The sequence below is a fragment of the Rothia sp. HMSC068E02 genome (genome assembly GCF_001813565.1).
Taxonomy (GTDB): Bacteria; Actinomycetota; Actinomycetes; order Actinomycetales; family Micrococcaceae; genus Rothia.
In genome coordinates, this window is sequence record NZ_KV812875.1 from 93,015 (window position 1) to 119,429 (window position 26,415).

A 26,415-nucleotide genomic window follows, 5' to 3' on the forward strand; every position below is an offset into this window, starting at 1 on the left:
CCGCCCAGCTGAGAATACGACCCGCTAGGGCAGGCACACCGTGCCGTTTAGCCACTCGCCCCTGCCAGATACCCAAGATGCCCAGTATCAGTGAGATAACGGTGAAATCTGGTGCCCAGACCCAGGTCAATAGCGGGATACACAGTAGGCTGAGGGCGCCGAAAAACAATGAAAGACTTGCCGCGTTCTGCCCATCCCGCCGCTTCGAGAAGCCAGGTGAAACCTTTTTTCCGGGTAGTAGCTGGTTGCCTAAAACACCAGCGTAGGGTTGCCAACTGCCATTTGTCTGGTTGAGCATGTTGTATTCGGAGTTGTTATCGAAAGCTTCGTTGTTTTGGGGTAGCTGCGACATCGCATCCACAACCTTTCACATTCAACATTAGAGAAGTATTACCCCCTAGCCCCTCCCCTAATCCACTAGAACAAGAGGACACGCAGGCTCCCTGTGGAGTCGACATAGTTATATTCCGCCGGTCAGGACAATCAAGAACAATGCGACGATGATGGCGAAGGGAAGGGCAAAAATTACACCCGCCCAGCTGAGAATACGACCCGCTAGGGCAGGTACACCGTGCTGTTTCGCTACTCGCCCCTGCCAAATACCCAGGACGTTCAGCAACGGTGCAACAACAACTATCTGCAGACCACCACTGTCAAAATCGTGGACAAACAACCAGCACCCTAGAAAGAAAAATAGGAGGCCGAGGGCGCCGAAAAGCAGGGATACGTTCGCTGCCTTTTTACCGTCTTGTGCCCTTTGCTCGTCGGAAGGTTGCTTGCTCGCATGTTGCGTCCAATCGTCCGTGTTGTCAGCGTCAGACTGCGGGCTGCCATTTCCCTGGTAGAGCTTGGCATATTCGGGATTGTAATCAAAAACTTCATTATTTTGGGGCATCATAACCTTTCAATACCGGGCGTTATGCCCACCCTAGACTTTCCCCCACCAAGGGAACAAGTATGTCGAGCCGATTTCACCAAACATACGGCATACATACAGAAAAGCCCCGCACCTCAACGTGAGGAACGGGGCTTTTGCGTACCCTCCAATGAGGGTGAAAGTGTTTAGAAAAGTACCAGCATCTGCGCAGTCTCCACGAGCCTAGAATTTGCGGCAGAATCAGAAAGAGCCAGCATAATCGCCAGCAGCATACCGCCGCCAAAAAGCACCAGGAACATGCCACCAATGACTACGCTAATCCAGTTCAAGATACGCCCAGCCGAAGCAGCCGCGCCATAACGCTCTGCCTCGTTCGCCTTGAAAATACCGATAACACCCAGAATCAGGGAAGGCAGACCAAACAGCCACCAGCTGAGAGTCACTATACACGCCAAGCTGATAATACCCAGCACCGTGGAAGTCTGAGCAGCCTTCTCACCGGCAAGCTGCTCGGGGGTCTTCTGAACAATGCCAATAGGAACCATCATGGGCTGACCGTACTGGCCGGGCTGCTGGTACTGCTGACCGTACGGGTCGTACTGATTCTGACCATACGAGTCTTGACCGTACGAATTCTGACCGTACTGGTCATAAGAATACTGATCGTAGGAGCTCTGCCCGTACTGGCCGTAAGAACCCTGACCGTATTGGCCATACTGACCGTACTGAGTGTTCTGCCCGTACTGGCCGTTCTGGTTGTACTGCTCGTTCAGACGGTTGTAGTCCGGGTTGTAGTCGTAGGGGTCTGAACCCCGAGGAGTCTGAGACATGGCATCTCACTTTCGTACGGCTGGTGTGTGTTAAACAGTATTCACCCTAACCTATCACCGAAACGGGTACAACTACATCTGTCGCACAAACCCGCGCAATACATTTTAAGAGGGCAGTAGAGTGCCAGCTGGTACGCGAAAGCCCCGCTCCTCAATACGAGAAACGGGGCTTTTATGTACCCTCTAGGAGGGCGAGACCTTTTAGAAGAGTGCCAGGGTGCTGACCAGCTCAGTAAAGTGGTTGGAAGAGGAAGAAGCAGCACCTGCCGCGCCGATAAGACCCAGCAGCAGGAAACCACCGATTACAACCAAGAATAGGCCACCAAAAGCTGCGTTAATCCAGCCCATGATGCGACCACCCGAAGCTGCAGTGCCAAAACGCTCAGCCTCATTAGCCTTCATAATGCCGATAACACCCATGATCAGCGAGGGCAGACCGAACAGCCACCAGCTAACAAAGAAGTTGCAGATCAGACCAATAATGCCGAGCACCATGGAGGTCTGACCAGCCTTCTCGCCAGCAAGCTGCTCGGGGGTCTTCTGAACAATGCCGACGGGCACCATCATGGGCTGACCGTACTGACCAGGCTGCTGGTACTGCTGCTGACCGTTCTGAGCGTTCTGCTCGTTCAGGTTGCCGTATTCCGGGTTGTAGTCGTAGGAGTTAGAGTCCTGCGGGTTCTGAGACATGTGGTCCCTCTTTCGTGTGAATGGTGTGTATTGAACCTTACTCACCCTAACCTATCGCTGAGGTGGGCACAAACGGATTCGTCATTCTGGAGCTATACGCACCATATATGCACTAATTAGAAAACTAATTAGGCACGCAAAAGCCCGCGTGCACACGGAGTACACGCGGGCTTCCTCAAATCATGAGGCTACTGCAGGTAGCTTCAATCTTACTGCTTTACAAAAATCTTCAGAGCGACCAGCAAAATAATACTGACGACACCCAGAACAGTACCGGCAATAGCCATACCGCGGTTCTTCAGCTCGGGGTTATTCATAGCCAGGCGGCCGGTCGCAATAGCTACAGCACCAAGGATGAAACCGAGGACAAAGAAGCTCACAATACCGCTCACCAGAGAGACAATCGACAGGGTCTTTGCCTTCTTCGCCTGAGCCTGCTGCTCAGGGGTCTGAACGGGCACACCGTAAGGAACCTGCTGATTGAACTGGGGTGCCTGCTGGCTAAACTGGGGGTCCTGGTTGAACTGGGGCTGGGGGTTGTTGGGGTTTTCAGACATGATTTCTCATTTCGTTGAGTAAATAAGACGACTCTGGCAACGCTGCATGGAAAAATCACACGCCAGAGACGCCCTCTATTTATCGGTCGGACGGTAGCAGTTTATCGAAAATGCTTATAAGCCTCAAAGCCTACAATCCATAGTCCGCCCTATAGAGCAACACACGCTCAGAGATATCCCCCAAGCGTGGGTCGAATTGACCAAGCGCAAAACAGCCTATATTCTTATAGGGATGCGCTCACGAGCGCACCGTGGAGACGTGCCAGAGCGGCCGAATGGACTTCACTGCTAATGAAGGGTCGGGGTTAAACTCGACCGGGGGTTCAAATCCCCCCGTCTCCGCCACAAAAAGCCCCGTACCGACTGGTACGGGGCTTTTGCTTTACCCATTTCATTCAGGCACGAAGCCTAGAAGTTCCAGGTCTAGAAGCTCTTGAAGTCCACGAGGCGCGCATCCGCACCATCAAGCAGAGCCCACTCCTCCGGCACCTCAAACACCGCAATAGAAGAGGGCGGGAAGCCGTAGTACACATCCATGGAGGCGTTCGGATCAGAATCAGGGCTCATCAGGCGCTGCGCGGCATCCTGCACACCGGGCAGATGCGACACCACCATCAGAGAATGAACATTCTCCGAAACGCTGTTAATGCGCGCAATAATGCGGGACGCAGACACCTCATACAGCCCCTCGTCCAGATGAGCAGTAGGCGCCTTCGCCCCCAAACCATCCGAAACCCAAGTAGTCGTCTGACGAGTGCGCAAAGCCGATGACGACATAATCTGCTCCGGAATATAACCGCGAGCCGCCAGCCAGGCGCCAGCAGCGGCAGCCTGCTCATGGCCGCGCTTCGTCAGCGGACGATCAAAATCGTTCAGACCCCAATCAGCCTCCGCATGGCGCATAATAATCAGACGCTTGACCCCGCTGCGGTGCGAGCCAGATGCAGTGTTGGAAGAATTTTCAGCCATACACCCATTCTATCTAGAGGGCGCCGGAACGTGCCGCACGCCGCCACAGCACGCACACTAACACCCCTAGGGGGCACAAGTAAACCCCGGCGCACCGGCATGACGCCAGCACACCGAGGTGCACTCTAAAAACTAGATTGAGTATTCCGGAGCAGCCCAGACAACAACCTCGGGGTGCTCAAAGAAGCGGTAACCCTGACCGCGCACCGTACGCACGGTACCCGACAGGCGGCCCAGCTTCGAACGCAGACGACGAATATGCACGTCAATCGTACGCTCATGCGGATGCTCGTCACCGGAGCTCCACAGCGCCTTCAGCAGCTCCTCACGACCCACGGTGCGGGAAGAATTCTCCACCAGGTGTGCCAGCAGCTCGAATTCCTTGAAGGTCAGCATGAGCGGCTCACCATCCAGGAACACCTCGCGGCGCGCCAGGTCAATCAGAACACCCGAAGAGTGGCTATTCGTGGTCTCTGCTTCGCGGGCGACATGCGCCTCCGGGTGCATATACATTGCGGTCGGATCGCCGAGTGCATTACGTACCACCTCAAGGTCGCTACCCTCAGCATTCACCGGAGCCAACGCCACAGCGGCGTACGACTCCGACTCGGGAGCCAGGTGGTGTGCGTAAGTGCGCAGATCCTGAACGATACGCACCAGGGAGGTACCGTTCGCTGCAGCAAGTTCCTCATTCAAACCAACATAGAGCACAAAGCCGCGTGCCTCATTTTCCTGAGCCTGCTTATGGGCAGGGTCACCGGCTGAGAAAGTCATCGGACGCAACGTTGCGGCCTGCGCAACGGGACGCTGAGGCTGCACGACCTGGCGCTTAGCGGCGCGGCCGCGCTGGGAGATGTGCACATATCCAGGTACAGCGCCTGACATGGTTCAACCTTCTCTCAAAGTCTGTGTACGGGATCCCTGTCGTACGTAGTGTGGGGTGCGCCGGAAGTGACGCCGAGTCAAACAGTCCCCAATACCTGTTCGAGCTTCAATCCTCTTACTTAATATTTCTCCTATTTGACGGATAAATCAAGCGGATTCGGCATAGTGGATTCATCTTTATGGGCGAGAGGAGTACAATACCCCCTCTCGCGTTTTGGGGTTTCAGGGACTACCTGAAGCTTTCAGTATTTTTTCCTTATAAATATTCATAGCTTCTTTTATTTACTGGTTTCACCCTGTATTTTCATGTGAAGCTGTGAATATGCTCAATATATTTTAAGCCCCTCAAAGCACTATAGTGTTCCTCATCACATATTATCAAGGGTGTTTCATAAACCCACACAAGCGCCCAACAACACCATAAACGCCCAAGACAGCAGACCGTTAGACACACATCCCCCAACACCACACCATATGACCTGCACACGGCCTCCAGCAGACACAACAAAGCGCCCCCGCACATGCTTAAACATATGCAGAGGCGCCCCACTCACATCACGTGAATAACGCTGAAAACTACTCAGCCAGACCGTACAGGCGGTCACCAGCATCGCCCAGACCCGGAATAATGTACGCCTTCTCGTTCAGACGCTCATCACGAGCAGCCAGGAACAGGTCAACATTCTCCATACCCTCAATGCCCTTCTCCAGAGCAGCAATGCCCTCAGGAGCAGCAATCAGGCACACACAAGTCACAGACTCAGCGCCACGCTCACGCAGGAACTTAATGGCCTCAATCAGAGTGCCGCCAGTAGCCAGCATCGGATCCAGCAGGTACACCTGACGACCAGTCAGGTCCTCCGGCAGACGCTCAGCATAAGTCACAATATCCAGCGTTTCCTCATTACGAGCCATACCCAGGAAGCCCACCTCAGCGGTCGGAACCAGACGGGTCATACCCTCCAGCATGCCCAGACCAGCACGCAGAATCGGAACAACCAGCGGCTTAGGATCAGCAATACGAACGCCGGTAGTAGTCGCCACCGGAGTCACAACCTCAGCCTCTTCCACACGAATCTCGCGAGTCGCCTCATAGGCAAGAAGGGTCACCAGCTCATCAACCAGCTGACGGAAAATCGGGGACGGGGTGTTCTTATCACGCAGAACACTAATCTTGTGAGAGACCAGCGGGTGGTCAAGAATCTTAATACGCATAATACGATTTTACCCACCCCCAAATCAGCAAGCACCGGCAAAGCCCCGGAAGTGGCACACACCCTATAAAACGAGGCGAAGTACCCCCGCACAAACACCCACCAACACACCCGCCAGCAGCACCCCAGAACAATCCGGGCATGCAAAAACCCGCCGAGACGAATCTCGACGGGTTTTCGTTGGTGCGGTGGTGGAGGGATTTGAACCCCCGTTGGCTTTTACACCAAACATCATTTCGAGTGATGCACCTTCGGCCGCTCGGACACACCACCAACAGTGGAAAACTATAGCACACCCCCAACAGGAGAGCAAGAAAAACCACGTGCGGCAGCCGGGTGTCGTCCTCTTCACGGCCCCTTTTCACCGTGCCCTTTTCGACACCCGACACCGAAGTCCCGGCTACGTCTGCAGACCCAACAGGTCCGCCTAATGACGGATATACCCATCTACAACCAGCATGACAGCACGCGTTGCATCCTCAGCATTACGCTCCGCCTGATGCACTTCACGATCCATGGCAAGCATATAAATCGCGCCGAACATAGAGATCGCAATCGCACGAGGATTCTGAGCGGTATCAACCGTATAGCGGCGAGCCACAGCCTCCGTCATCTCCTCCAAATAATTCAGAAGATCCAAACGGTTATCGCTCATCGCCTCGGTCCAACCATCCGCACCCTTCCACGCCTCCGCAAGCCACATCCGAGTAAAACCCGGACGGTCCTCAAGATACTGGAACGCGGCACGAATAGCACTCCGCAACGCCTCACGCGGATCAGAATGAACCGACGCCGCGCGACGCGCATCGCTCAGCAGCAACTGCGTGCCGTACTGGACCAGCTGATCCACCATGGTCTTCTTAGAACCAAAGTTGTAATACACGGTTCCCTTAGAAACACCCGCCCGGGCAGCCACCTCTTCAACAGTGGCGTACTCAAGCCCCTTCTGGGTCATGATATCCATGGCAGCGTTGAACAACTTCAACTGAGTTTTACCAGTACGGCCGGGACGACGACTTGCAGCTTCAGCGACAGGGCGCTGCAACATCAGAAGTCCTCCCTCCCTTTTTGCAGATATATCTCTATTTTATTAGACAGTTTTCCCCGGTGCGACCAAACAGGGCGCGTTACACCGTAATCTCCGGTGCAAGCTTCTTCAACGACCACGTACGATCACGACGCGTGCCGATGTAACCCAACACCAAACCAGCCAAACCCCACAGGGTCAGAACCAGCATGATGCCCCACAGGCTCGACTCATTAATGCCATACGCCAAACGACGCGTACCCGCCACCGCATAACTCATCGGGAAGAAATCATGCATCCAACGAATCGACTCAGGCAGAGTCTCATACGGCATCGTGCCGCCCGCAGTAATCAGCTGCAGAATCAGAATGACCAAAGCAACCAGCTTGCCCGGCGCACCCAAGATCACCGTCAGACCATGAATGAAACCGGTAAAGACCAGAGCCACATAGCAGAGGAACAGCCACACCAGCCACGGATGAGCCATCTCAAAGCCCAAACCGAACTTAATCGCCGCGAACATCAGAGTCGCCTGAGCAATACCCACCAGGCCGAACGGCATCCAGCTACCGAGCATCACACGAATCGACGGCGCATGCGAAGCCAACGCACGGTTATTCATCACGCGCAGCGTCTGAACCAGCATCAGGCCACCAATCCACAGCGCCAAGCACATGAAGAACGGACCCATGCCCTCACCATAGTTACGAGCCGACGCCAGCGACTCATGCGACAAAGTCACAGGGTTCGACATCGTATCCGCAACCTTCGCCTGATCAGTCGGCGCAAGGCTCGGAACCTGCTTAGCGCCAGAAGCCAGACCGCTCTCCAACGACGAAGTGCCATCCTTCAACTCGGAAGCACCATCATTCAGCTGAGTAGAACCATCAGACAGCTTCGCCGTACCGTCAGAAAGCTGCGACGCACCATCCTTCAGCTCATTCGCGCCATCAGCCAGCTTCTGCTGACCCTCAACCGCAGACTGCTCCTTCTCCGCCAAAGTACCGCTACCATCCTTCAGCTCGGCGGTACCGCTCTTCAAAGAACCAGTACCCTCCTTCAGCTCAGAAGCACCACCCGACAGAGTCGCAGAACCACTCGCAAGGCTCGAAGCACCCGAAGCGATCTTGGAATTACCATCAGCCAGGGTCGCCGAACCCGACGCCAACGAGGACGCGCCAGCATCCACACGAGCGGCACCATCAGCCACCGACGAAGCGCCCTTGGCAAGCGAAGACGCACCGGAATCCAGCGAATCCACGCCAGTCACCAAAGTCTGAATCTTCACCGCAGTCGACGACGAACCATCAGAAACACAATGGCTCGACTTCAACGCGCGCAACTTCGACAGAGCATCAGCAGCGGCAGCATCACGAGTAGCCAGATGCGACTGCAGAGCCTTCTGATTCAGCTCAGCAACCTCATTCTTCGTCTCCTCAGAATCAACAGCAGCGACCAGCTGATCAGCCTGCTCCTGAGTCAACGTACCCGCCTCAACCAGCGGAGTCACCCGAGCACGCACCTTCTGCGCACTCGCAGACACCACAGTATTCGACAAGTCACGACCAAAATCGCCGCTACCAGCAGAAGTATCCGTCTCATGCAGGCGCATGCACATCGCGTTCAACTCGGCCGGCAACTCACGAATACCCGCCTGATCCATACCTTCACGCAACTGATGGATACCAGACGCCAAATCATTAGCACCCTTCGCCACCGAAGCCGAACCACTCTTCAAGCTCGCGGTACCCTCAGCCAGAGTCGCCGAACCATCCTTCAGCTTCGACGCACCATCAGAAGCAGACGCCGCAGCCGAAGCCAAAGTCGACGAACCATCCTTCAAACTCGAAGCACCATCGGCAAGCTTCGCGGCACCAGAATCCAGCTTCGCCGCACCAGAATCCAAAGTCGACACACCATCAGCAAGCTTCGCGGCCCCCTCAGCCAACTGCTTCTGACCATCCAACAACTGCGACTGACCATCAGCCAGAGAGGAGGTACCATCCTTCAGCTTCACGGCACCATCATTCACCGTGGCGGTACCGTCCTTCAGCTGAGTGATAGCGTCCGCCAGCTTCACCGTACCGTTATTCACCTTCGACGCACCATCAGCAGCCTCATCCATCTTCGAATGAATCGTCGTGAAGCTAGCCAACAGCGAATTAGCCGTCGAATTACCGACCTTCTCAGCCACCGAATCACGCACCGCAGTGCCCGCCTTCGTGACAATATTCGTCAGCACATAGTTATTCGCGTCATTCGTAATGACCTCGATACCCGCCGAACGCGCATCAATAGGGCCCGTCTTACCGTCAGCATCAGGCTTAAACGAACCGGCACTCTGCAAATTACGCGAGAAATCCTTCGGAATCACCATCGCAAAGTCATAGGTGCCGTTCTCCACACCCTCGACAGCCTCAGTACGAGTCTGCACCTGACGCCAATCAAACGTGCCAGCATCCAGAAGATTCTTCTTCACGTCAGCACCGGTATTCACCTGCTTACCTTCGGAATCCGTCGCGCCCTCATCCTCAACCACGAGAGCACCCACAATGCCATTCACATTGCCGTAAGCATCCCAGTTACCGTACAGGTACAGGGCGCCGTACAGCAGCGGGATGCAAGACATAGCAAGAAGCACCAGAACCGGCAAAACACCGCTGGTCAGGCGCTTAAGCTCAACAAGAGCCACACGCAGAACAGTCATTCTTACTCCTTCTCAGCGGTCTTCTGGGCAACAGTCTTCTGGTTGCCGGTCTTCTGGTTATCAGTCTTATGGTCAGTGGTCTGAGCGGCTCCGGAAGTGCCGGATACCGCGGGGGTGAGGGAAATCGAAGAGGCCGCGGGGATTTCCTCAACCTCACGCACCTCAATCACGTCAATCACAGGCTCGGTCTGGGTTAGTTCTTCTGCCGCAGTCAGCGCTTCCGTCTCAGTCAGCTCTTCTACAGGCTCCTCAGCCGGCTCAAACTCGCCGTCCTGATCCATGTGAACACTACCCACCACAGCACGGGCGCCCTGCCAGGACTCCGAAATATGCGGAACAATCGCCACCACAGTGCGAGGGCGATCCTCGTCAGTGGCAAGCTCCTCCAGGTAAGGAAGCCACATATAGGTGTGGTTCAAATGACGGGAGGGCGTATCAAAAACCAGCAGGTCCGAAGGACTCGCCTGCGCCAAAGCCGCCATCAGCTCAATGTTCATCTCACCATCAAGCTCATCCATCCACAGGCCGTCCAGGTCCTCAAGACCGCGTTCCTTCAGCCAGCGGCTCGCACGGGAACGACCAAAAACCGGCAGATTATAGGAGAGCATCTCAGACACGTAATCGTGCACACGCATGTGCTGCTCGGGGGCGGTCACGTCAGGAGAGTCGATAATGTCACTGATACGACGCAGCTTCTTCATCGAAATCGGCTGCGGCTCCGCATCACCATCGCTCCAAAAAATCTCGCCACCCGACAGAGGCAAACGGCCGGTAAGAGCCAAACCCAGCGAGGTGCGCTCCATCTGGCTATCCGCCTGAATAATGATGACCTCGCCCTGATTTACAGAAAAAGAGGTACGACCAAAAAGGGCGTGGTGACGCCCCTTAGCCCAAATATTGTCAACGCGAAGCACGAATAAATCCCCTTTAAATACAGGACGGTTCAGGTGAGTTTTGAGGAGCACTCCGCAGGTTGCGTGGGGTATCTATTTTCAGTCACGGGCAGACGGAGGCTCCAGTGCCTATATATGGTAGACCCGGACATGTGTGATGTAGTGGGCTTTTTGCCTGAAATTGGGTACCAATTTTGAAATTTTTGAAGTATTTTTCAAATAAATGGGGGTTTCGTACAAATAACGCGGAAAGCCACGCGTTCTCACGCAGCTTTCCACGTTATACAAAACAGTTCCTGAAGCGCCACCACGGGTGACGGTTAGGGGCGGCGTTCCTTAAAGAAGTCCACCATCAGCTGCGCGCACTCATCAGCACGCACCCCCGCATACACCTCGGGAGCCGGAGCGACCTTGCCGTCACGCAGCACATCGTAACGGCTACCAGCAGCCCCCGTCTTCTCCTCCCAGGCACCAAAAACCACCGTCGAAACGCGCGACGCCAAAATCGTGCCGGCACACATCAGGCACGGCTCCACGGTCACGACCAGGGTGCAACCGTCCAGGCGCCACTGCCCACGATGCGCCGCCGCCTGACGAATCGCATTCACCTCCGCATGGGCGCTGGGGTCATGCTCCTGCTCGCGGGTATTGCCCGCTGAACCAATAATGATGCCCTGCTCATCCACTACCACGGCGCCGATAGGAATCTCGCCACGCTCACCAGCGGCGGCACCCTCAACGAGGGCGTGCGCCATCCACTCACTGTGTTCAGAGCGAGAGGGAATATCGCTGAGCACAGCGGAGGAACCATCAGTGACCGTTAATTTTGAATATTCCGAATATGACATAAATCCTCGTCAGGGGAATAAATGAAGCATTATCGAGCGCGACTAGTGAGTAGCAGCCAAAGAGAAAGGATACACCGCAGAAGCGCCCGCCAACCTCAGCTCGCGAGCCACCGCAGTAAACGCCCACCGCGAATCCACCACATCAGAAACCAGTAGAACCGGGCACTGATGCTCACGCACATAGTCCAGAACCTCAGCAGGAACCCGGTACGAGCGCACCACGTCCGCGCAACGGAACGCACTATTACCGCCAAAGAAACGGGGCTCATCCACCAGAGAAACCTGACCCAAATCCACCAGGCGCCCCACCGACGCAAGCCCCCGACCCAGGGACTGAGCCAAACGAGGACGCACCGGCGAAGGCAGAGTCAACACCGCCACCGGACGACCTGCCTCAGACCACTCCCAAGCGGCAAGCACCTTCACACAAGCGCGACCCAGCTCGGCAGGGACCTCAGAATCAACCGGCTCACCCAGCTCATTCGTCGCCAGAAGCTCACGCAGACGTGTACCGTACCCCATGTCGCTCAGACGTGCCAAAGCGTAACCGGATTCAGCCTGCTCGTCCTTAGACAAACGACCGCGCGGCGCATCCGCACCCATCAGCTGATCCAACCCGCTCGGCCACATACGACGCGGCTGCAACGGCACACCGACCGTGTTGAAGCTGCTCTGTGCCGCCTGCAGTGCCTCAGTGGGGACCTCCACCGGGTACCAGGGGCCCGCGCACACATCGCAACGACCGCACGCAACAGCGGAAGCATCATCAAGCTGCTGAGCCAGGAAAAGCATGCGGCACTGACTAGTACATTCATACTCGAGCATGGCGTTCTGCTCCAGCACACGTGCCTGCGCCACCGCCGCATAGCGAGCGTTATCGTACCGCCACGGCGAAGAGGTTCGACGCCAATAGTTGCCTTCCTTCACGACGGCGCCCTCAACATCCAGCACCTTCAGCAGAAGCTCCAGGGTTGAGCGGCGCAGTTGAACGCGCGCCTCCAAAGCGGTAATGCTCAACCCCTCCGGGGCCTGAGCCAGCGCATCAAGAACAGCCAGCGCCTGCTCCTCGTTAGGCATGGAGGCGGTCGCAAAATACTCCCAAATGGCGCGGTCTTCACGACCGGGCAGGAGCAAAACATCAGCGTTGACGGCACCTCGACCGGCACGACCAATCTGCTGGTAGTAGCTCACCGCAGACGACGGCGCGCCCAGGTGCACCACAAAACCCAAATCAGGCTTATCAAAACCCATACCGAGGGCACTCGTCGCCACAAGAGCCTTGACACGGTTTTCCTTGAGCGCCTGCTCCGCAACCAGGCGCTCATCGGGGTCGGTTTTACCCGTGTAGGCGAGAACCTCGTAGCCGCTGGCACGCAGAGCGTTTGCGGTATCTTCTGCAACAGAGACAGTCAGCGTGTAGATAATGCCGGATCCGGGCAGGTCGTTCAGGTGCGTGAGTAGCCAGCCGATACGTTGCGCCTCATCAGGCAGGGTAAGCACACCCAGGCGCAGGGACTCGCGGGATAGCGGGCCGCGGATTACGTGCACAGGGGCGGTGTCAGTGCTGAGCTGTTCAGCGATATCGCGGCTAACGCGGTCATTAGCGGTCGCGGTTGTCGCCAGCACCGGCACACCCACCGGCAGAGACTTAATGAGCGAACCAATACGGCGGTAATCGGGGCGGAAATCATGGCCCCAGTCAGAAATACAGTGCGCCTCATCAATAACAAGCAGGCCCAGGCGCGGCAGCAGGTACGGCAGCCACTGCTCGCGGAACGCCGGGTTATTGAGGCGTTCGGGGCCCACCAGCAGCACATCGAGCTCATCAGTTTCGAGGCGGGTGCGGATCTCATCCCATTCGGTCACGTTCGCGGAGTTCACCATTGCGGCGCGCACCCCCGCGCGGGATGCTGCCTCAACCTGATCACGCATCAGGGAGAGCAGTGGGGAGACAATAAGCGCCGGGCCCATACCGCGGGCACGCAACAGCAGGGAGGAGATGAAGTAGACGGCGGACTTACCCCAGCCGGTACGCTGCACCACCACAGTGCGGGCTCGGTCGGCGACGAGGGCGCGAATCGCCTCGTACTGGCCATCGTGGAACTCAGCATCAGCGACACCGGTGAGGCGGCGCAACACTTCGCGGGCTTCAGCGTGCAGAGGGTCAGCCTGCAGGGAATCAGTGTGCAGCAAATCGGCGGGGCTGGAAGCTGACTGCTGGGGGTTCATGGTTTTCTCCAACGATGGGTGGTTGGGTCAATCGCTACGCCGCGACGCGCCGTGCTCTCTTTCCATCATGTCACACCCGGTATCGCCCGGCTCTGCGGATGGTCATTTCTTGAGGAAGCGTGCGAGCGCCGCGTCACCTCCGGCTGTTTAGCCGCGATGGTGGGGAGATTTACGCCTCGCTCACCCGTGCGTCCGGCGTAAATGCCGGTAGAATTGTGCCAGTAATACACAGCCTCTGCATAGTTTTGCACAATGTTCACCATAGGTACGCTTTCTATGCTGGTGTTACTCCGCCGCCGATCCGTGTGTGCGGTCCACTCACAGTTCAGGATTTTTCATGACTTTTCTTGCCACCGCTTTGGCGCATCTTCCGGTTGCGCTCTTGGGCCTCGACCTTGAGCAGTTCCTGCTCGATACCGGCCCCTGGGTTCTGGTTGTTTCGGCAATTATCGTATTTATTGAGTCCGGTGTTCTTTTCCCGGTTCTTCCGGGTGACTCCCTGATTTTTGCTCTGGGTATGTTGCATGAGCAGATGGGCCTGTCCCTGTGGGTTGCGTTCCCGGTCCTGGTGCTGGTTGCTATTGCTGGCGCTGAGGTTGGCTACCAGATTGGTGCCCGTTACGGCCGTAAGATCTTCAAGGATGACGCGAAGATTCTGAGCACTAAGAACCTGCACACTACCGAGGAGTTCTTCCAGAAGCGCGGTAGTTTGGCTCTGGTTCTGGGTCGTTTCGTGCCGATTGTTCGTACTTTTGTGTCTCTTGCGGCTGGTATTTCTTCGTACGACCGTAAGAAGTTCCACCTGTGGAATGTTGTTGGCGCGGTTGCGTGGATTGGTTTGATTGGTCTGGCGGGTGTGCTGCTGGGCGGTATCCCGTTCGTGCATAACAACATTGAGTACATTGCTGTGATTATTGTGGCGGTTTCAGTGGTGCCGGTTATTATCGAGTACCTGCGTGGCCGTTCGAAGGCGAAGCAGGAATCTGCTGAGTAATACGTGAGTCCTTCTCGGTCGTTGAGCCGGGGATGAGAAAAGGTGGGGATACCGTTTGGTATCCCCACCTTTTTGCGTTCTCTCAAACCCGGTGGAGGTGATGCCCCGGAAGCCAGCTACACCTCCGCGAGGTTACTTTACGCTCATGCTTCGAAGGTCCGCGTGAGCTTTGAAGTACTGCAATACCTGCGGTTGAGCCAGAAGAATAATGATGGCAATATGCAAGACAACATCAAGTGCGGTCCTGCCTAGAGCCAGCACAAAGAAGACATTAGGATCTCCATAGTGGTATGCGCCTGCTAGCCCAATCACTTCTAGGACGGGTACACCAAGCTGACGCAAAAGAGGAAGCAACAGCAAGCCCAATAGGTTAAGGACAAGGTATAGCGCACAGTCAACGATGACCAGTATGTGCGCCCAGCGGGCTCCTTGCCAGAGCTGCCAGATGACGAGCCCGCCGATAGCGGTAAAGCCAATCCATGAAAGACCAGCGAATTCCACACCACGCCAGGCCATCACGTACAGGGATGATAGGGCGCCCAATACCATCACAGCGATTGCGCAGCCCATCGCCGCACGCAGAGCGACAGGCTGCGAAGGGACGTAAACGACTCCGTAGGAGCCCGGCATGCCGTACGAAGGAGCGGGTGCGCCCGGAACCGGAAAGTTCGGTGTTGCGGCGTTAGGCTGAAGTGCCGGGCCAGTAGCCGAAGGGTTGGGAGCGTTGTTTAACATCGTTGTTCTTTCTTGTATGTACCCCACGCTGATGCGTGAGCCGGTGATTGTTTAAGTAATTGTTCAAACCTGGCAGGCTCGTATGAAACCTGCATCAGGAGGCGGGCGGGGTTGCGCCCCGGTTAGTTATGTTTAGCGCACGCCCATGCGTCGCAGGTCTCCACGCATATGGATGTACCGCCCCACCTGCGGCTGGCAGAGAAGAACAATAATGAGGATGCGACTGATGAAGTCAAAAGCTATCTTCGCGTAGAAGACGTGAAGGGTCATAAACGGGCCAAAAAACATAACCCTGGCCGCTTGCGTACTATAATCGTCGGTCAAAAAGACGTGATAAAAGAGAGCTACAACCACAATGTCCAAAAGCATGCGTAGCGCGCCCTCGATAATAATCACCACTCGTGCCCATTCATAACCCTCATTGAGGTACCAGGCAGAGACTACTCCAAGAACAATAGGGAGAACCATCGTAAGCCCCATCGTCATACCAGCCAACATATACGCAAACGTGAACTCTAGACCCACAATAGGCTGTTGGGGATACGTAGTCAGGAACACTATCATGAAGATGAATACGATCTTGACGGCGAGGGGTCGCGGGGGGGAGATTGCTGGTTGCCTGAGGGTTAGGCGCACCGTGTACGGGGCGAGCACCAGTAGGAACCGGAAGCTGAGGCGCCACTGCGGCGGGTGCCGCAAAGTTCGGTGCCGGAAAGTTCGATGCTGCGGCGTTAGGCTGCGGTGCCAGCGTGCCCGCGGAGGCACCGGAAGTATTGTTAAACATCGTCGTTCTTTCTCTCGTATGCTCGCACTATGGTGCGTGAATCGGTGGTTGTTCCACTTTTTTAGGTAGGTTTACGCGAAACCTACCTAAAAGAGTTATTTGATGTAGTTAGCTGAGAGAATAATACTTTTTCAGTATAGGGTAAGCTCTTCGGGCCTTGTAGAGTTTTTATACGAAGCCTGGAACCTTTTAGATAACTCAAAGGGTTTTACCAGCTAGAAGATTTCGATATTTAACGCAAAAGGGTGGGGATACCGTTTGGTATCCCCACCTTTTCATGCTCTAAACCTTTTGGTGATAGTGGTGCCGTTTGGGACAAACGCCCTAGTTGAGGCGGTTCCCGCCCTCGTTGGAGTTAGCCTCATGTGCCGGCGGATTCTGACCAACCACCTGACTATGCGGCGTGCTGCCGGCAGTCGTGTACGCCCATACAGGGGGACGGGTCAGCAACACAATGTTCCGGATGTAGAGGATAGTAATAACAACACCAACCGCGGTACTCAAGAGAAGAGAAATCGCCAGGTCCATAGAGTCGTAGGACTGCAAATATTCCATCAGCCAGGTGAGATATCTGGAATCCATGAAGAAATCTTGCGCAAACCAATACATACGGCTCAAGACCTCGTAGGCGCTACACACGAGGATAAGTATGTGCGCCCATCTGTGCCCTTCCCAGGTCTTCCAGAAGAGGAAAATCTGGATAAAAATGAAGATGAGGGGGAAGCCCAGCGTGAAGAGAAGAGACAGCGCCCCCAAGCTGGAGGTTAGGTTCTTAAGGAGTATGAACGTTTGAATATTCCTGAAAAGCAACAGAATAATGATGACGGTCATGCACCGCTTGGCGCTGCGCAGAGCCTTCGGACGTACCCAACCCGCATGTTCGGAGGCGACAGCGTAACCGGCGGTCGCCTCCCGGTAGCCGGTGGTGGTGAGCTCGGGGGTTCTGTCGCGGGGTGCATTACCCTCTGCCGTGTTATTGCCTACCGCGCTACTGGGGGCAACGTTATTGGAGGCGGTGTTACTCTCTGCCGTGCTATTTTCAGCCTCGTCGGAGGGCAACAGCACACTGTATTCGGGAACCGTGTACTCCGGGTCATTCAGCGGCTGCTTTGGGATACGTTCTGACATCGTCGTTCCTTTCTCCCCTGGCACTTTCTCTTCTGGCACCCACCCCGCGCTACAGTGCACGGAGCGGGCGTTAAAGAGTCTTACCCCAAGGATATAAGGAGGCGCGCCTCGCCCCAGGAAGGCGGTACCCTTTCTCAGCGTATTCAGAGGTATCCGAGTAACCACGTGCACCATTCCGAGGGCTAGCCTCGGAACTCCTGACGTTGTTGCGCCTTTCTACGTTCCCCATCCCGCACTACGGTGCGGGGGTCGAGGGGTGTTTCCCCCTGATGAGGTGCGTTCGTCATCCTCATCATCAGCGAAAATCTCTCGAAGTTCCGCCGGCACCTGACCGGCAGCCTGTCTCGTCTCAGACATCATCTGCTGGCGTTCTAGCGCACGTGCCCCGCTAACGATTTGTGTGTACACCCTAATAGGAGCACGAGTCAGCAGCACAATCATCAGGAGGTAAAGAACAAGAGTAAAAATGCCGCTCGCGACACGCCCCAGGCTGGACGCCGCAGCCGCTCTAGAGCTTAACTCCGAGAAATTATCCGCAAGAATAAGCACACCGCTAGCAGCCGCGAGAGCGCAGTAGATGATGGTAAGTACGCGCGCCCACTCGCGGCCATCCCAGATCTTCCAGAGAATAAAAATCGGGATGGCGGAGAGGATGAGGGTAACCACCAGGGCAGAGAAGAGAACACTCACCACTGTCTCAAAATCGATATATGACCAGCTTAGAATCGGCAGCAGAAAATTACTCAGGGGCCCCAGCACGATAATGGCGGCAGCGCACCACATGACGCTACGCATAGCCTTCGGGCGCTCCGGAATTACCTGCTCGGAAGCGGCAGTGTAGCCGGCGGTCGCCTTCCGGTAGCCAGTAGTGGTTTGCTCGGGGGTGCTGGCGTGCTCGGAGGTGCTGCCGCCGGGCGCGTTATCCTCCGCCGCGCTAGTGTCTGCGACATTACCGGAAATTACGTTGCTGGAGACGGCATCGCCCTCTGCCGTGCTATTTTCTGCCTCGTTAGAGGGCAGTAGCACGCTGTACTCGGGAACCGTGTACTCCGGGTCGTTGAGCGGTTGCTTTGGGGTACGTTCTGACATCATTGTTCCTTTCTTCTCTTCGCACCCCGCCCCGCGCGCCGTAGCACGGGGCAGGGGGCAGAAGAGTCTTTCAAAGAGTAAGCAACCGCCCTAGTTGAGGCGGTAACCTTCCTCGGTGTACACGGAAGTATCCTTGTAGCCGCGCTGTTCGTTGCGGGAGTTCTTCCGCGCATTCGTACGGCGGGTCCTCTTGTACTGCTGAGCGACTGCTTCTTCAGCCCGTCGGTTAGCTTCCTTCTCTTCCCAACGCGTCTGTTCTTCTTCTAGGTGAGCACGCGTTTCTGCGTCCTGATGCACAACAATCCAACCGTCATCGGCGTTCACCTGTTCGCGTGCATTCAGACGCGCCAACCGCGCAGTAGCCACGTACATCCTGGTGGGACGGCTCATGAGCAGCACGACTATCAGCAGGTAGAAGGCCGTAAGAAAAGCTCCCATAATGTCACTCACCACGATGGAAACTACGTAGTCTCGGGGCCTTGAAGTCAACGACTCATCCGCCAGCCTGGAGAAATAATCAGCCGAGATGAAAGATTGCAAACTCATCGCCCCGATAAAAACCACAAAAGCACTACCGAAGAGGGTGAGGAAGTACGCCCATCTACGGCCCTTCCACAGTCTGCGGAGAACAAAAATCGGTATGAGAGAGAAGATGAAGGTAGCAAATATGCCTGAAATGATGATGCCCGGCATATTTTCCATAACGCGGTCTGGGACCTCGTTATGGATAGATACATAGATACGTTGGATTGCGGACAGAATAATAATGGCTGTAGCGCACCACATGACGCCGCGCAGCGTCTTCGGGCGGGGCGGGAGCACCACCTGAGGGGCGGCAGGCGCGGTGGAGGCGGCGGTCGCCTCCGCACCCTCGTGCGCTTCCTGTTGGGGCTTAGCCGACCCGCCAGACGTGCCTCCGAAGTTAGGCTTTACACCCGTCTTCTGGGCGCGCTGAATCTGCTGTATCTCAGCCAGCAGGCGGTTCTTCTCCACCGGATCATTCGAGAGCGCATAATCGGCAGAAAGCTCACGCAACAGCTGCTCGGTAGAGTCCTTGACCGGGCCTTCTTCCTTCTCAAGCTGACGAAGAACATCCTCACGGGTCGGCTCTTCCTCATCATCCGCCATGCTGTCCTTGATGATCTGCATCTGCTCCCGAATCGCCGCGGGGCTCGGGACCACGCCCACAGCCGGGCGAGTCAGCAAAAACAGGAGAACGGCGCTACCTGCCGTAATCACCCCGACCAGAGCCTGCGTCACAATAGACGAGGCAGCGGCAGGATGTGATACAGAATCCAAAGCCGTAAACGCGGGGAAAAGCATCTGCGCCAGACCAAAGACACCCGCAAAAGAGAGCACACCGCTCAAGGAACACAGCAGAAGGTACAGCATCAGCAGGCGGCGCGGATTAACGTACCCTCCCTTGGTGTAGTCCAGAACGAACCAGAGGAACGGCACCACCAAGACAGCGTCAGACAGAACCTTCGGCAGGGCATAGCTAAGGAACGAGCCGATGTTCACACTCCGGCCCGCGGTAACGATAATCTGGTACGCATCCAGGAGGAAATACACCAGAATCAGCGTCATCGCGATGGAATACGCTTTACCGAGAATCGCCATTCCCCGGTCGAATTGTTGCTCCTTATCACCAACTATGCCGAGGTTTCTTTTCGCCTCTTCAAACGCCGCCCGCTCATCATATGTGCGCTTGGCGACGTCGGGGTTAGTATGCGATGTGGATTCGTGCGCAGGTTCGGAAGTAAGGTGCACGGGTCATCCTAACAGTGTGGTTGGTGAATAGTGGTTGGTGAATAAAGTTATCGGTGAGCCGCAGGCCGTCGTGGACCCGCGGCTAGAATCTATACGACCAGAATCTGCAAGGCTAAATCAGGTAGTCCTCGCTGCGGCGCAAACGCCAATCACGGCGCGCCTCCATATAGGAACGAGACTGACGAGACCACACCAACGCCAACGCGACCACACACACCAGCATGTACGGTGCAGCAATATACACCGGCGTGTACAGCGGGGAGGCGCTACTGAGCAGCAGCTCAACATCCTGGCTCGGCGCACCATTCAACGTGCCCAGAAGAGCCGCAACCGCCAGCATAATCAGCAGGGACGCTAACACACCCAACGCCAACGCCACCGAAAGCACCAGCGCCGCCCAACGGTAACCGCGCAGGTACGCCACCGTGCAGAAGCCGTGCAGGGTTACGTTACCGAAGGCGCTAACCAGCAAGAACATCACCGGGTAGTACGCCTGCGCCTCCACCAGCGACTGGGCACGCCAGGTCGAAAAATGCGATAGCTGCGTCGTCGCATACGTGACACCCGTGTACCCAATCAGCACCAGCCAGCCCACAGCAATAGCGAGCAGAACCCAACCTGCCACCGACACGAGGGTCGGGGTGGCAGGCTTCGTAGGATGGGTGGTGTTCGGAGCGGATGGCGGAGAGGACTCAACGGCGGACATAGCGGAATCTTTCGGATGTCGGCTGATAGTGTGCGGAAGATGTATGAGCGAGTGTGTGGTGTGTGGGTGGCGGCGCGGTGTTCATCTACCGCGCCGCCTCAAAAACTTTAGGAAGAAATAGACGGATCAACCGTCGCAGAAATACTGTCAGGCAACGACGGCTGATCTGCCCGATTCGCCATCGCAATCCTCAAATTATTGAAGCGGTAAATGGTCAGCAACGATAAGCCAACCTCGCTCAACCAGACCAGGCCCAAAAGAACGAGCACCAGCATGGGGTCAAGCCCCATCGAAACCCCAGCCCAGTCAAGCATCAACAACAGGAACGTGATGGGTGAAAGCACCAGCCCCACCGCAACATACCCGATGAGGGAACAGATAGCCCAGACGCTATACACGGAGGCATCCGCCGAATCACGAGGAGGGCGCATCAGAGGCCACATCTGAACCACCAGGTAAAGAGCAGCCACAAAACCAAAGCAAATCGCCAACGGCTGCGTGTACTGGGAAATAATGAGGCCCTCAACCAGGCTCAAAATACACAGAATAACCGCGCGGACCAGCAGGTTCTTCTTGAGCATCTGCTGGCGCTCCTTCACCTCATCAGCGGTATAGGTGCGCAGAAAAGCGGGAACCTGACCCTGCCCCGGGAACGGCGGTAGAGGACCCGTCGGGTGTGTACGCACCACAATCGGAGGGTTCGTACCATCCTGAATGATGACGGTAGAAGTCGCCGAAATAACCGGATGCGAACCAGTCACCACCGGCGGCACGTTCAGCGGAACGGACACCTCCGGCGTAGCAGGAGTCACGTGACGGATAGGCGCCTGAAAGCGGGTCTGCATACTGATATCTTCATCCGGGTGTTCTGCGGATGAAGCGGCATCTGTGTTCAGGTGTGTAGCGCCCATGAGTGGCCTCCTGGCAGGTGCGGGTCGTGTTTCTGTCTCTACCGTATCACGCGTACTTTAAGGGAATCTGAGCAGTAGCTGGGCGTCGCGGGGAGCGTGTCACACCGCCGCTTATCGCCTCGTTATCACCCCGTCGGAGGCGCGGATACGCGGGGTAGAATCCCCGCCCGCCGGGGCGCGTTAGCCCTACTCCGCTACCTGCGAAGCCTCCGCGTTCGGGTCCTCTGCATGCTGCTGTTCTGCGTTCCGCTGTTCTTCCTCTTGCTTCTTCTGCGTCAGACGCAAGCTCCTACGAACCGCCAAACTATAGAACAGCGAGAACAGAACCTCCAACGCGAACGACGCCATGACCGTCAGCAAGCTCACCGTGTAGAACACGCCCACACGGTCCAGCAGCGTCTGCGGACCCTGCACCGTCACAAGCGCATAGGCAAAGAACGCCGTCATAATCGCCGCCGCGACCCCGGACGCTGCATTCGCCAGCAACACCAACTTCACCGAACGGTTCGCCCGGTAAATCATGGCAACCCACATATGCATCACCAGATAGACCAGCGGCACCGCACCAATCGGGAAAAGCGTGACGCGAATGAAGTAATAAACAGTAATCAGCGAGGGTACGACCAGCAGCAGCACACGCACCAGGTACAGGTTCTTAGCCGGCAGCGGGTAATCACTGGTGACATTCCAGAACTCATCAGCCTGCTGCTCCAGCTCATCCATAGCCTGCAGCTGCATAAGCTGCGCCTGCGACATATGCTCCTGCGGCACAAGATCCGAGGAGCCCTCAACCGGCGCAAGCTCAGCGGCAGAAACCGGTTCACCCCGCCGCATACGAGCGGAATCAGCCATCCTAGCCCTCAAAAATGCCGCGCGAACGGTCCTTACGCACGCTCTCAGCAGGGAAAATACGACCGCTCATGCTGATGTACACACCCGGCTCCAGCAGATTCAGGGCGGCAATAGCGGCACCCAGGTTGAAGCCTGCATCCGAACGAGCCATCACGGCGGGCTGCATCGCACCGGTCAGCACCACGACCTTATTGCCCAGGTCGGCGTGCTCCACCAGGTAACGGGCAGTCTCCGGCATGGTGTCGGTACCGTGAGTGATGAGCACCTGGTCGTTAGTGACAGCGTTCAGCGCCTCGGTCAGCTCGGCACGATCCTCATCGGTCATGTCCAGGCTGTCCTTGCCAATCAGCGGACGAATATCGAAGCGCACGTCAGTGATGACGCGGTCCAGCAGGTCCTTAGCGGCAGGCTCACCAATATCCATGGTGCCCGCCACCGAATAGAACTTATCGATCGTGCCGCCAGTGGCAAGAATCGTGATTTCTTCAGGGTTCTTAATGGTGACGCTCACGGGTTTCCTCATCTTTTCGGGTCAACGTACACAAATCAAAAACTGCCAGGCCAACCCGGCAGGACACGCCCCACCACACGGAATCAACACGGGGGTAAAACCCCGCACACGAGGGTGAAGACGCAAAAACCCGCCGACCCCCGCAAAGCGGGAGGCGACGGGTCGGCTAGTGCGCCCTGTGGGGCTCGAACCCACGACCTGCGGATTAAAAGTCCGTAGCTCTACCGACTGAGCTAAAGGCGCTCCTATCCACACAAAACTGAAAGTGTGCAGATAGAAATACTATACACTACCGGCCCCCAGCCAATGAACGGTACACTGGGAAATCCTATGTCTACACCCGCATCATCAACCGGCGCCTCCGGACGCGCACGACACCGTACCCACCACCGCCCCGTCCTCTACTCCGCCGAGAAATTTGAACGCCACGAAGGCGGCATGGACCCCGCCGCACGCGAAGAGGCGGCGCACGCCTCCGCACGCATCCTGCTGATGCGCGGACGCGGCACCGACGAACAGATGACCGAACGGCTCGTCAGCTTCACCGACGACTACGGTATTGAGATGCTCGCCGAACTCTGGTCGCACGCGAGCGCCCACTCCCTGCCGGGTGCGCTGTGGCGCATGTACTGGCTGCGGGACGTGGTGCATCGTTCGCCGCGCGGGGTGAGCCGCGCTTTTGAGCTGGGCATGGCGGAGGATTACCGTTCGCACGTGGTGGCGGGTGTTCCCGACCCGCCGAGTGCCGACGAGGTGGTCCGCACGATTGATGAGATCCTGGCGGGCCTGTACACCGGCGATATGGACATTGCGATGGAACGTTGCGCCGCGTTTGCGCACGTGGTGGCGTTGGGTATCCGCACCGATTATGCGCGCTCTGCCGGGCAGGATGGTGCGGTTCCGGGCAGCCACGAGGTGAAGCGTGAGGCGGTGGAGCGTCGTGCTCGTCTGCCGCGTCAGGCTCAGCAGATGGAGCAGATCGCGCACGATTTGGAGGCGGTCGCCGCCCAGCTACGCGCCGTTGAGGCTAGTCAGCAGGTTAATGGGGGCTCGGGGGCTGGTTCTGCGCAGGAAAAATCGCAGACCAACATCGAAGCATTCTAGTCTTCTACAACGTTGCGGGGCGCAAAAATACGGGTTCGTGCCGCGAATTGGCACAGGTTCCACATTGGGCCGCAAAGGCCTGAAAAGCCTGTTTCCGATTGACTCTGCGCCGGGTTCGGGTGGATAATAATTACAAGATGTCGGGTTGCTAATAGGTAGCCCCGGGCTCCAAATCTTTAGCCGCTTCGAGCGGCCTTCCGCCGAGAGGCGCTCCCAACCCGACATCCCTAAACGTTCCGGTGGGGGTCGAGAAATCGACCCCCACCGTTTTTTGCTTAAAACCCCGTCTAGAAGCCGCCGTCAGCCCGACGCAGTTGTGTCTGAAGCTCGAGCGCTCATGAGATACGCGCGGGCTATGCGCACCCGCACCACCCAATACTGGTTAGACTGGGAACTATGCTGCACCGACTTTTCCCCCACGCCAACGAATCCCTCGCCTCCCTCGCTGAAATTTCAGCGCAGGTCGGTGAGGCCGCTGCGTTGCTCTCAGAAATGGTCGGCTCCCCCGTCGCGGAGTACCCCGAACTCTTCGAACGCATGCTCACCCACGAGGCGGACTCCACGAACCTGCTGTTCCGCACCCTCACCGAGGTGCGCAGCTCCTTCTCCCCGCCGATTCCGCGTGAAGACCTGTACACGCTGGCACGCAAGCTCACCAACGCTGTTGAGAAGCTCACCAGCGCCGCGCACGTGCTGTCCCTGCACAGCATTGACGGCTTCGCCACGCACATCACCTCAATCCTGGACATCATTCAGCGTCAGGCGGTGCTGACCGCCGCCGTCATCCCCAAGCTTGCTGATATTCGCGGCCTCGACAACTACTGGATGGACATGCTGCGCATCTCCCGCCAGGCGCTACGCACCGCCGAAGAGTACGACGCGTACATTGCCGAACGCTACACCCCCGAACGGTACCGCCGCTACGCCACCTTCCTGGCGCAGCTGACCGCCGCCTCCAACGCTATGCGTGATGTGTCTGCCGAGATCGGCCGCATTATCGTTCAGGAATCCTAATGTTCCTGGGTCTTCTAGCCTGCTGCGCCTTCATTGCCGCGGTCTACGTTACCGGTGTGCACGACGCCTCCAACTCCGTCGCTGTTCCGGTGCGTACCCGCGCCCTTGGCGAACGCTCCGCCCTGTACCTTGCCGCGCTCTTCAACGTGCTCGGTGTAATCGGTGCGTTTCTGCTGCTCGGTGAGTATTCCGCCTCGTGGGTGAGTGCCCCGGAAGGCACCACCGGCCTGAACGGCATCATTGCGGCGCTACTCGTCTGCGCTATTTGGGGTGTGCTCACCTGGTTTCTGCGGTTGCCGTCCTCCTCGACTCACGCACTGGTCGGTGCCCTCGCCGGCGTGAGCTGGTGGACCCAGACGAGGAGTGACAGCGCCGCTGAAGGCTTTGGTTCTCTCGCCTTCCTGCCGCATATTTTTGGGGCGACCCTGCTGCCGCTCTTTTACCTGCCGCCGCTCATTTTTCTGCTGTCCTGGCTGATGGTGGTGCCGTTCTACCGGCTGGTGGTCGGCCACAACCCGCGCCTGGTGAATCAGCATGCCCGCGAGGTGCTGGCGGTGTCTGCCTCCGCAATTTCGCTGCTACACGGCTTGCAGACCGGCTACCTGTACCTGCTGCTGTGGGCGCTACTGAGCGAACGCATCATGGATCCGGCGCTGATTCAGTCCCTCACCTGGGGCGGGATGCTGCTGGGCACCATCATTATTGCCCTCAGCCTGGGTGCCGGTACGCTGACCGGTGGCCGCCGCATCGGCTACACCTTCGCCTACAAGATGGTGCGCCTAGACCCGTTCCGTGGTGCGGTCGCTCAGGGTACCACCGCTGTGGTGCAGGTAATCGGCTACTTCCTGCTGCAGGTGCCGTTCTCCTCCTCGCACCTGGCAACGGCATCGGCGCTCGGCGCGGGCGTGAATCAGCGTTTTAACGCGTTGAAGTCCAGGATTGTTCTGCAGATTCTTCTGGTGTGGCTGGTGACCATTCCGGCGTGCTTTGTGTTCGGAGTGCTGGCGATGGTGGCTCTACAGTCCATCCACTAGATTTTAGGGGCGGTGCATGCCCCTGCATGCTCACTGTCGCGGGTTAGCCGGGCGGCG

The 26,415-nt window shown here is 57.0% G+C and carries 25 protein-coding genes, 3 tRNA genes and 1 pseudogene; 5 read left to right on the forward strand and 24 right to left on the reverse strand.

Translation table 11 applies throughout. The annotated features are described in order from the left end of the window. From HMPREF2919_RS09210 to HMPREF2919_RS01435, 5 genes and pseudogenes are all read right to left on the reverse strand, one after another. Positions 1-352: pseudogene (locus HMPREF2919_RS09210) on the reverse strand (hypothetical protein); the annotation flags it as partial. 108 nt (positions 353-460) lie between these two features. Next, positions 461-898, reverse strand: a complete 438-nt coding sequence (locus tag HMPREF2919_RS01420; protein WP_049346177.1) for a hypothetical protein — start codon at positions 896-898, stop codon at positions 461-463. Positions 899-1,062: 164 nt separating this feature from the next. Beyond that, on the reverse strand, positions 1,063-1,707 hold the full coding sequence (locus HMPREF2919_RS01425; RefSeq protein WP_070665902.1) for a polyprenyltransferase: 645 nt from the start codon (positions 1,705-1,707) through the stop codon (positions 1,063-1,065). Positions 1,708-1,908: 201 nt separating this feature from the next. Next, the gene (locus HMPREF2919_RS01430; RefSeq protein WP_005504421.1) at positions 1,909-2,397 is read right to left on the reverse strand and encodes a hypothetical protein; all 489 of its coding nucleotides are present in this window, start codon (positions 2,395-2,397) and stop codon (positions 1,909-1,911) included. Between the two features lie 209 nt (positions 2,398-2,606). Next, positions 2,607-2,954 carry a DUF4190 domain-containing protein gene (locus HMPREF2919_RS01435; protein ID WP_049346009.1) on the reverse strand — a complete coding sequence of 116 codons (348 nt, stop codon included), beginning with the start codon at positions 2,952-2,954 and terminating at the stop codon, positions 2,607-2,609. 253 nt (positions 2,955-3,207) lie between these two features. Between HMPREF2919_RS01435 and HMPREF2919_RS01440 the strand changes: the two genes are divergently transcribed. Then, positions 3,208-3,299 (forward strand) — tRNA-Ser (locus HMPREF2919_RS01440). 78 nt (positions 3,300-3,377) lie between these two features. On the opposite strand, the gene HMPREF2919_RS01445 is transcribed toward HMPREF2919_RS01440, so the two are convergent. The 9 genes from HMPREF2919_RS01445 to HMPREF2919_RS01485 form a co-directional block, all read right to left on the reverse strand. Further along, a complete protein-coding gene (locus HMPREF2919_RS01445; RefSeq protein ID WP_070665906.1) occupies positions 3,378-3,923 on the reverse strand; it encodes a SixA phosphatase family protein in 546 nt (181 codons plus the stop codon). A 132-nt stretch (positions 3,924-4,055) separates the two neighbouring features. Next, a complete protein-coding gene (locus HMPREF2919_RS01450) occupies positions 4,056-4,808 on the reverse strand; it encodes a winged helix-turn-helix domain-containing protein (protein ID WP_005504418.1) in 753 nt (250 codons plus the stop codon). A gap of 576 nt (positions 4,809-5,384) precedes the next feature. Continuing rightward, on the reverse strand, positions 5,385-6,023 hold the full coding sequence (gene upp, locus HMPREF2919_RS01455; protein WP_070665909.1) for a uracil phosphoribosyltransferase: 639 nt from the start codon (positions 6,021-6,023) through the stop codon (positions 5,385-5,387). Positions 6,024-6,208: 185 nt separating this feature from the next. Then, positions 6,209-6,295: transfer RNA gene (locus HMPREF2919_RS01460), tRNA-Ser, on the reverse strand. Positions 6,296-6,449: 154 nt separating this feature from the next. Further along, on the reverse strand, positions 6,450-7,070 hold the full coding sequence (locus HMPREF2919_RS01465) for a TetR/AcrR family transcriptional regulator (RefSeq protein ID WP_070665911.1): 621 nt from the start codon (positions 7,068-7,070) through the stop codon (positions 6,450-6,452). Positions 7,071-7,149: 79 nt separating this feature from the next. Beyond that, the gene (locus tag HMPREF2919_RS01470; protein WP_070665913.1) at positions 7,150-9,756 is read right to left on the reverse strand and encodes a YhgE/Pip domain-containing protein; all 2,607 of its coding nucleotides are present in this window, start codon (positions 9,754-9,756) and stop codon (positions 7,150-7,152) included. Positions 9,757-9,758: 2 nt separating this feature from the next. After that, the gene (locus HMPREF2919_RS01475; RefSeq protein WP_239662194.1) at positions 9,759-10,670 is read right to left on the reverse strand and encodes an ABC transporter ATP-binding protein; all 912 of its coding nucleotides are present in this window, start codon (positions 10,668-10,670) and stop codon (positions 9,759-9,761) included. Between the two features lie 299 nt (positions 10,671-10,969). After that, positions 10,970-11,497, reverse strand: coding sequence for a nucleoside deaminase (locus tag HMPREF2919_RS01480; protein ID WP_049340406.1), 528 nt, complete (start codon positions 11,495-11,497; stop codon positions 10,970-10,972). 42 nt (positions 11,498-11,539) lie between these two features. After that, on the reverse strand, positions 11,540-13,726 hold the full coding sequence (locus HMPREF2919_RS01485) for a RecQ family ATP-dependent DNA helicase (protein WP_070665916.1): 2,187 nt from the start codon (positions 13,724-13,726) through the stop codon (positions 11,540-11,542). Positions 13,727-14,063: 337 nt separating this feature from the next. On the opposite strand from HMPREF2919_RS01485, the gene HMPREF2919_RS01490 reads away from it, so the two are divergent. Further along, the gene (locus tag HMPREF2919_RS01490; protein ID WP_005504410.1) at positions 14,064-14,720 is read left to right on the forward strand and encodes a DedA family protein; all 657 of its coding nucleotides are present in this window, start codon (positions 14,064-14,066) and stop codon (positions 14,718-14,720) included. Between the two features lie 132 nt (positions 14,721-14,852). Here the strand turns inward: HMPREF2919_RS01490 and HMPREF2919_RS01495 are convergent, their stop codons facing one another. From HMPREF2919_RS01495 to HMPREF2919_RS01540, 10 genes are all read right to left on the reverse strand, one after another. After that, positions 14,853-15,455, reverse strand: coding sequence for a hypothetical protein (locus HMPREF2919_RS01495; protein WP_049363565.1), 603 nt, complete (start codon positions 15,453-15,455; stop codon positions 14,853-14,855). 132 nt (positions 15,456-15,587) lie between these two features. Beyond that, complete coding sequence (locus tag HMPREF2919_RS09245; RefSeq protein WP_246824034.1) at positions 15,588-15,923, reverse strand: hypothetical protein; 336 nt, start codon at positions 15,921-15,923, stop codon at positions 15,588-15,590. A gap of 640 nt (positions 15,924-16,563) precedes the next feature. Then, positions 16,564-17,367 carry a hypothetical protein gene (locus HMPREF2919_RS01505; protein WP_070542122.1) on the reverse strand — a complete coding sequence of 268 codons (804 nt, stop codon included), beginning with the start codon at positions 17,365-17,367 and terminating at the stop codon, positions 16,564-16,566. 216 nt (positions 17,368-17,583) lie between these two features. After that, positions 17,584-18,456, reverse strand: a complete 873-nt coding sequence (locus HMPREF2919_RS01510) for a hypothetical protein (protein ID WP_049349911.1) — start codon at positions 18,454-18,456, stop codon at positions 17,584-17,586. A 90-nt stretch (positions 18,457-18,546) separates the two neighbouring features. Next, positions 18,547-20,226: an ABC transporter permease gene (locus tag HMPREF2919_RS01515; protein ID WP_049349910.1), complete on the reverse strand. Its 1,680-nt coding sequence runs from the start codon at positions 20,224-20,226 to the stop codon at positions 18,547-18,549. A 112-nt stretch (positions 20,227-20,338) separates the two neighbouring features. Continuing rightward, complete coding sequence (locus HMPREF2919_RS01520) at positions 20,339-20,932, reverse strand: flagellar type III secretion system protein FlhB (RefSeq protein ID WP_049349909.1); 594 nt, start codon at positions 20,930-20,932, stop codon at positions 20,339-20,341. Positions 20,933-21,039: 107 nt separating this feature from the next. Beyond that, positions 21,040-21,777 (reverse strand): organic solvent tolerance protein OstA, encoded by a 738-nt coding sequence (locus HMPREF2919_RS01525; RefSeq protein WP_239663321.1) that lies wholly within the window; start codon positions 21,775-21,777, stop codon positions 21,040-21,042. A 252-nt stretch (positions 21,778-22,029) separates the two neighbouring features. After that, positions 22,030-22,695, reverse strand: coding sequence for a hypothetical protein (locus HMPREF2919_RS01530; RefSeq protein WP_044150051.1), 666 nt, complete (start codon positions 22,693-22,695; stop codon positions 22,030-22,032). A 1-nt stretch (position 22,696) separates the two neighbouring features. Next, entirely contained in the window at positions 22,697-23,206 is a 510-nt protein-coding gene (locus HMPREF2919_RS01535; RefSeq protein WP_080974859.1) for an asparaginase domain-containing protein, read from the reverse strand. A 170-nt stretch (positions 23,207-23,376) separates the two neighbouring features. Beyond that, a tRNA-Lys gene (locus tag HMPREF2919_RS01540) sits at positions 23,377-23,449 on the reverse strand. A gap of 87 nt (positions 23,450-23,536) precedes the next feature. Here HMPREF2919_RS01540 and HMPREF2919_RS01545 point away from each other — a divergent pair. The 3 genes from HMPREF2919_RS01545 to HMPREF2919_RS01555 all read left to right on the forward strand — a co-directional run bounded on the left by HMPREF2919_RS01545 (position 23,537) and on the right by HMPREF2919_RS01555 (position 26,358). Continuing rightward, positions 23,537-24,310 carry a hypothetical protein gene (locus HMPREF2919_RS01545; RefSeq protein ID WP_049340427.1) on the forward strand — a complete coding sequence of 258 codons (774 nt, stop codon included), beginning with the start codon at positions 23,537-23,539 and terminating at the stop codon, positions 24,308-24,310. Positions 24,311-24,706: 396 nt separating this feature from the next. Then, positions 24,707-25,324, forward strand: coding sequence for a hypothetical protein (locus tag HMPREF2919_RS01550; protein WP_005504391.1), 618 nt, complete (start codon positions 24,707-24,709; stop codon positions 25,322-25,324). Further along, positions 25,324-26,358, forward strand: a complete 1,035-nt coding sequence (locus HMPREF2919_RS01555) for an inorganic phosphate transporter (protein ID WP_049340429.1) — start codon at positions 25,324-25,326, stop codon at positions 26,356-26,358. The genes HMPREF2919_RS01550 and HMPREF2919_RS01555 overlap by 1 nt, the downstream gene beginning before the upstream one ends. Positions 26,359-26,415: the final 57 nt, after the last annotated feature.

Coding starts and splice junctions, on each gene's coding strand:
- HMPREF2919_RS01420 (WP_049346177.1), bottom strand. CDS start 898: ATGATGCCCCAAAATAATGAAGTTTTTGATTACAATCCCGAATATGCC.
- HMPREF2919_RS01425 (WP_070665902.1), bottom strand. CDS start 1,707: ATGTCTCAGACTCCTCGGGGTTCAGACCCCTACGACTACAACCCGGAC.
- HMPREF2919_RS01430 (WP_005504421.1), bottom strand. CDS start 2,397: ATGTCTCAGAACCCGCAGGACTCTAACTCCTACGACTACAACCCGGAA.
- HMPREF2919_RS01435 (WP_049346009.1), bottom strand. CDS start 2,954: ATGTCTGAAAACCCCAACAACCCCCAGCCCCAGTTCAACCAGGACCCC.
- HMPREF2919_RS01445 (WP_070665906.1), bottom strand. CDS start 3,923: ATGGCTGAAAATTCTTCCAACACTGCATCTGGCTCGCACCGCAGCGGG.
- HMPREF2919_RS01450 (WP_005504418.1), bottom strand. CDS start 4,808: ATGTCAGGCGCTGTACCTGGATATGTGCACATCTCCCAGCGCGGCCGC.
- upp (WP_070665909.1), bottom strand. CDS start 6,023: ATGCGTATTAAGATTCTTGACCACCCGCTGGTCTCTCACAAGATTAGT.
- HMPREF2919_RS01465 (WP_070665911.1), bottom strand. CDS start 7,070: ATGTTGCAGCGCCCTGTCGCTGAAGCTGCAAGTCGTCGTCCCGGCCGT.
- HMPREF2919_RS01470 (WP_070665913.1), bottom strand. CDS start 9,756: ATGACTGTTCTGCGTGTGGCTCTTGTTGAGCTTAAGCGCCTGACCAGC.
- HMPREF2919_RS01480 (WP_049340406.1), bottom strand. CDS start 11,497: ATGTCATATTCGGAATATTCAAAATTAACGGTCACTGATGGTTCCTCC.
- HMPREF2919_RS01485 (WP_070665916.1), bottom strand. CDS start 13,726: ATGAACCCCCAGCAGTCAGCTTCCAGCCCCGCCGATTTGCTGCACACT.
- HMPREF2919_RS01490 (WP_005504410.1), top strand. CDS start 14,064: ATGACTTTTCTTGCCACCGCTTTGGCGCATCTTCCGGTTGCGCTCTTG.
- HMPREF2919_RS01495 (WP_049363565.1), bottom strand. CDS start 15,455: ATGTTAAACAACGCTCCCAACCCTTCGGCTACTGGCCCGGCACTTCAG.
- HMPREF2919_RS09245 (WP_246824034.1), bottom strand. CDS start 15,923: ATGGTTCTCCCTATTGTTCTTGGAGTAGTCTCTGCCTGGTACCTCAAT.
- HMPREF2919_RS01505 (WP_070542122.1), bottom strand. CDS start 17,367: ATGTCAGAACGTATCCCAAAGCAGCCGCTGAATGACCCGGAGTACACG.
- HMPREF2919_RS01510 (WP_049349911.1), bottom strand. CDS start 18,456: ATGTCAGAACGTACCCCAAAGCAACCGCTCAACGACCCGGAGTACACG.
- HMPREF2919_RS01520 (WP_049349909.1), bottom strand. CDS start 20,932: ATGTCCGCCGTTGAGTCCTCTCCGCCATCCGCTCCGAACACCACCCAT.
- HMPREF2919_RS01525 (WP_239663321.1), bottom strand. CDS start 21,777: ATGCAGACCCGCTTTCAGGCGCCTATCCGTCACGTGACTCCTGCTACG.
- HMPREF2919_RS01530 (WP_044150051.1), bottom strand. CDS start 22,695: ATGGCTGATTCCGCTCGTATGCGGCGGGGTGAACCGGTTTCTGCCGCT.
- HMPREF2919_RS01545 (WP_049340427.1), top strand. CDS start 23,537: ATGTCTACACCCGCATCATCAACCGGCGCCTCCGGACGCGCACGACAC.
- HMPREF2919_RS01550 (WP_005504391.1), top strand. CDS start 24,707: ATGCTGCACCGACTTTTCCCCCACGCCAACGAATCCCTCGCCTCCCTC.
- HMPREF2919_RS01555 (WP_049340429.1), top strand. CDS start 25,324: ATGTTCCTGGGTCTTCTAGCCTGCTGCGCCTTCATTGCCGCGGTCTAC.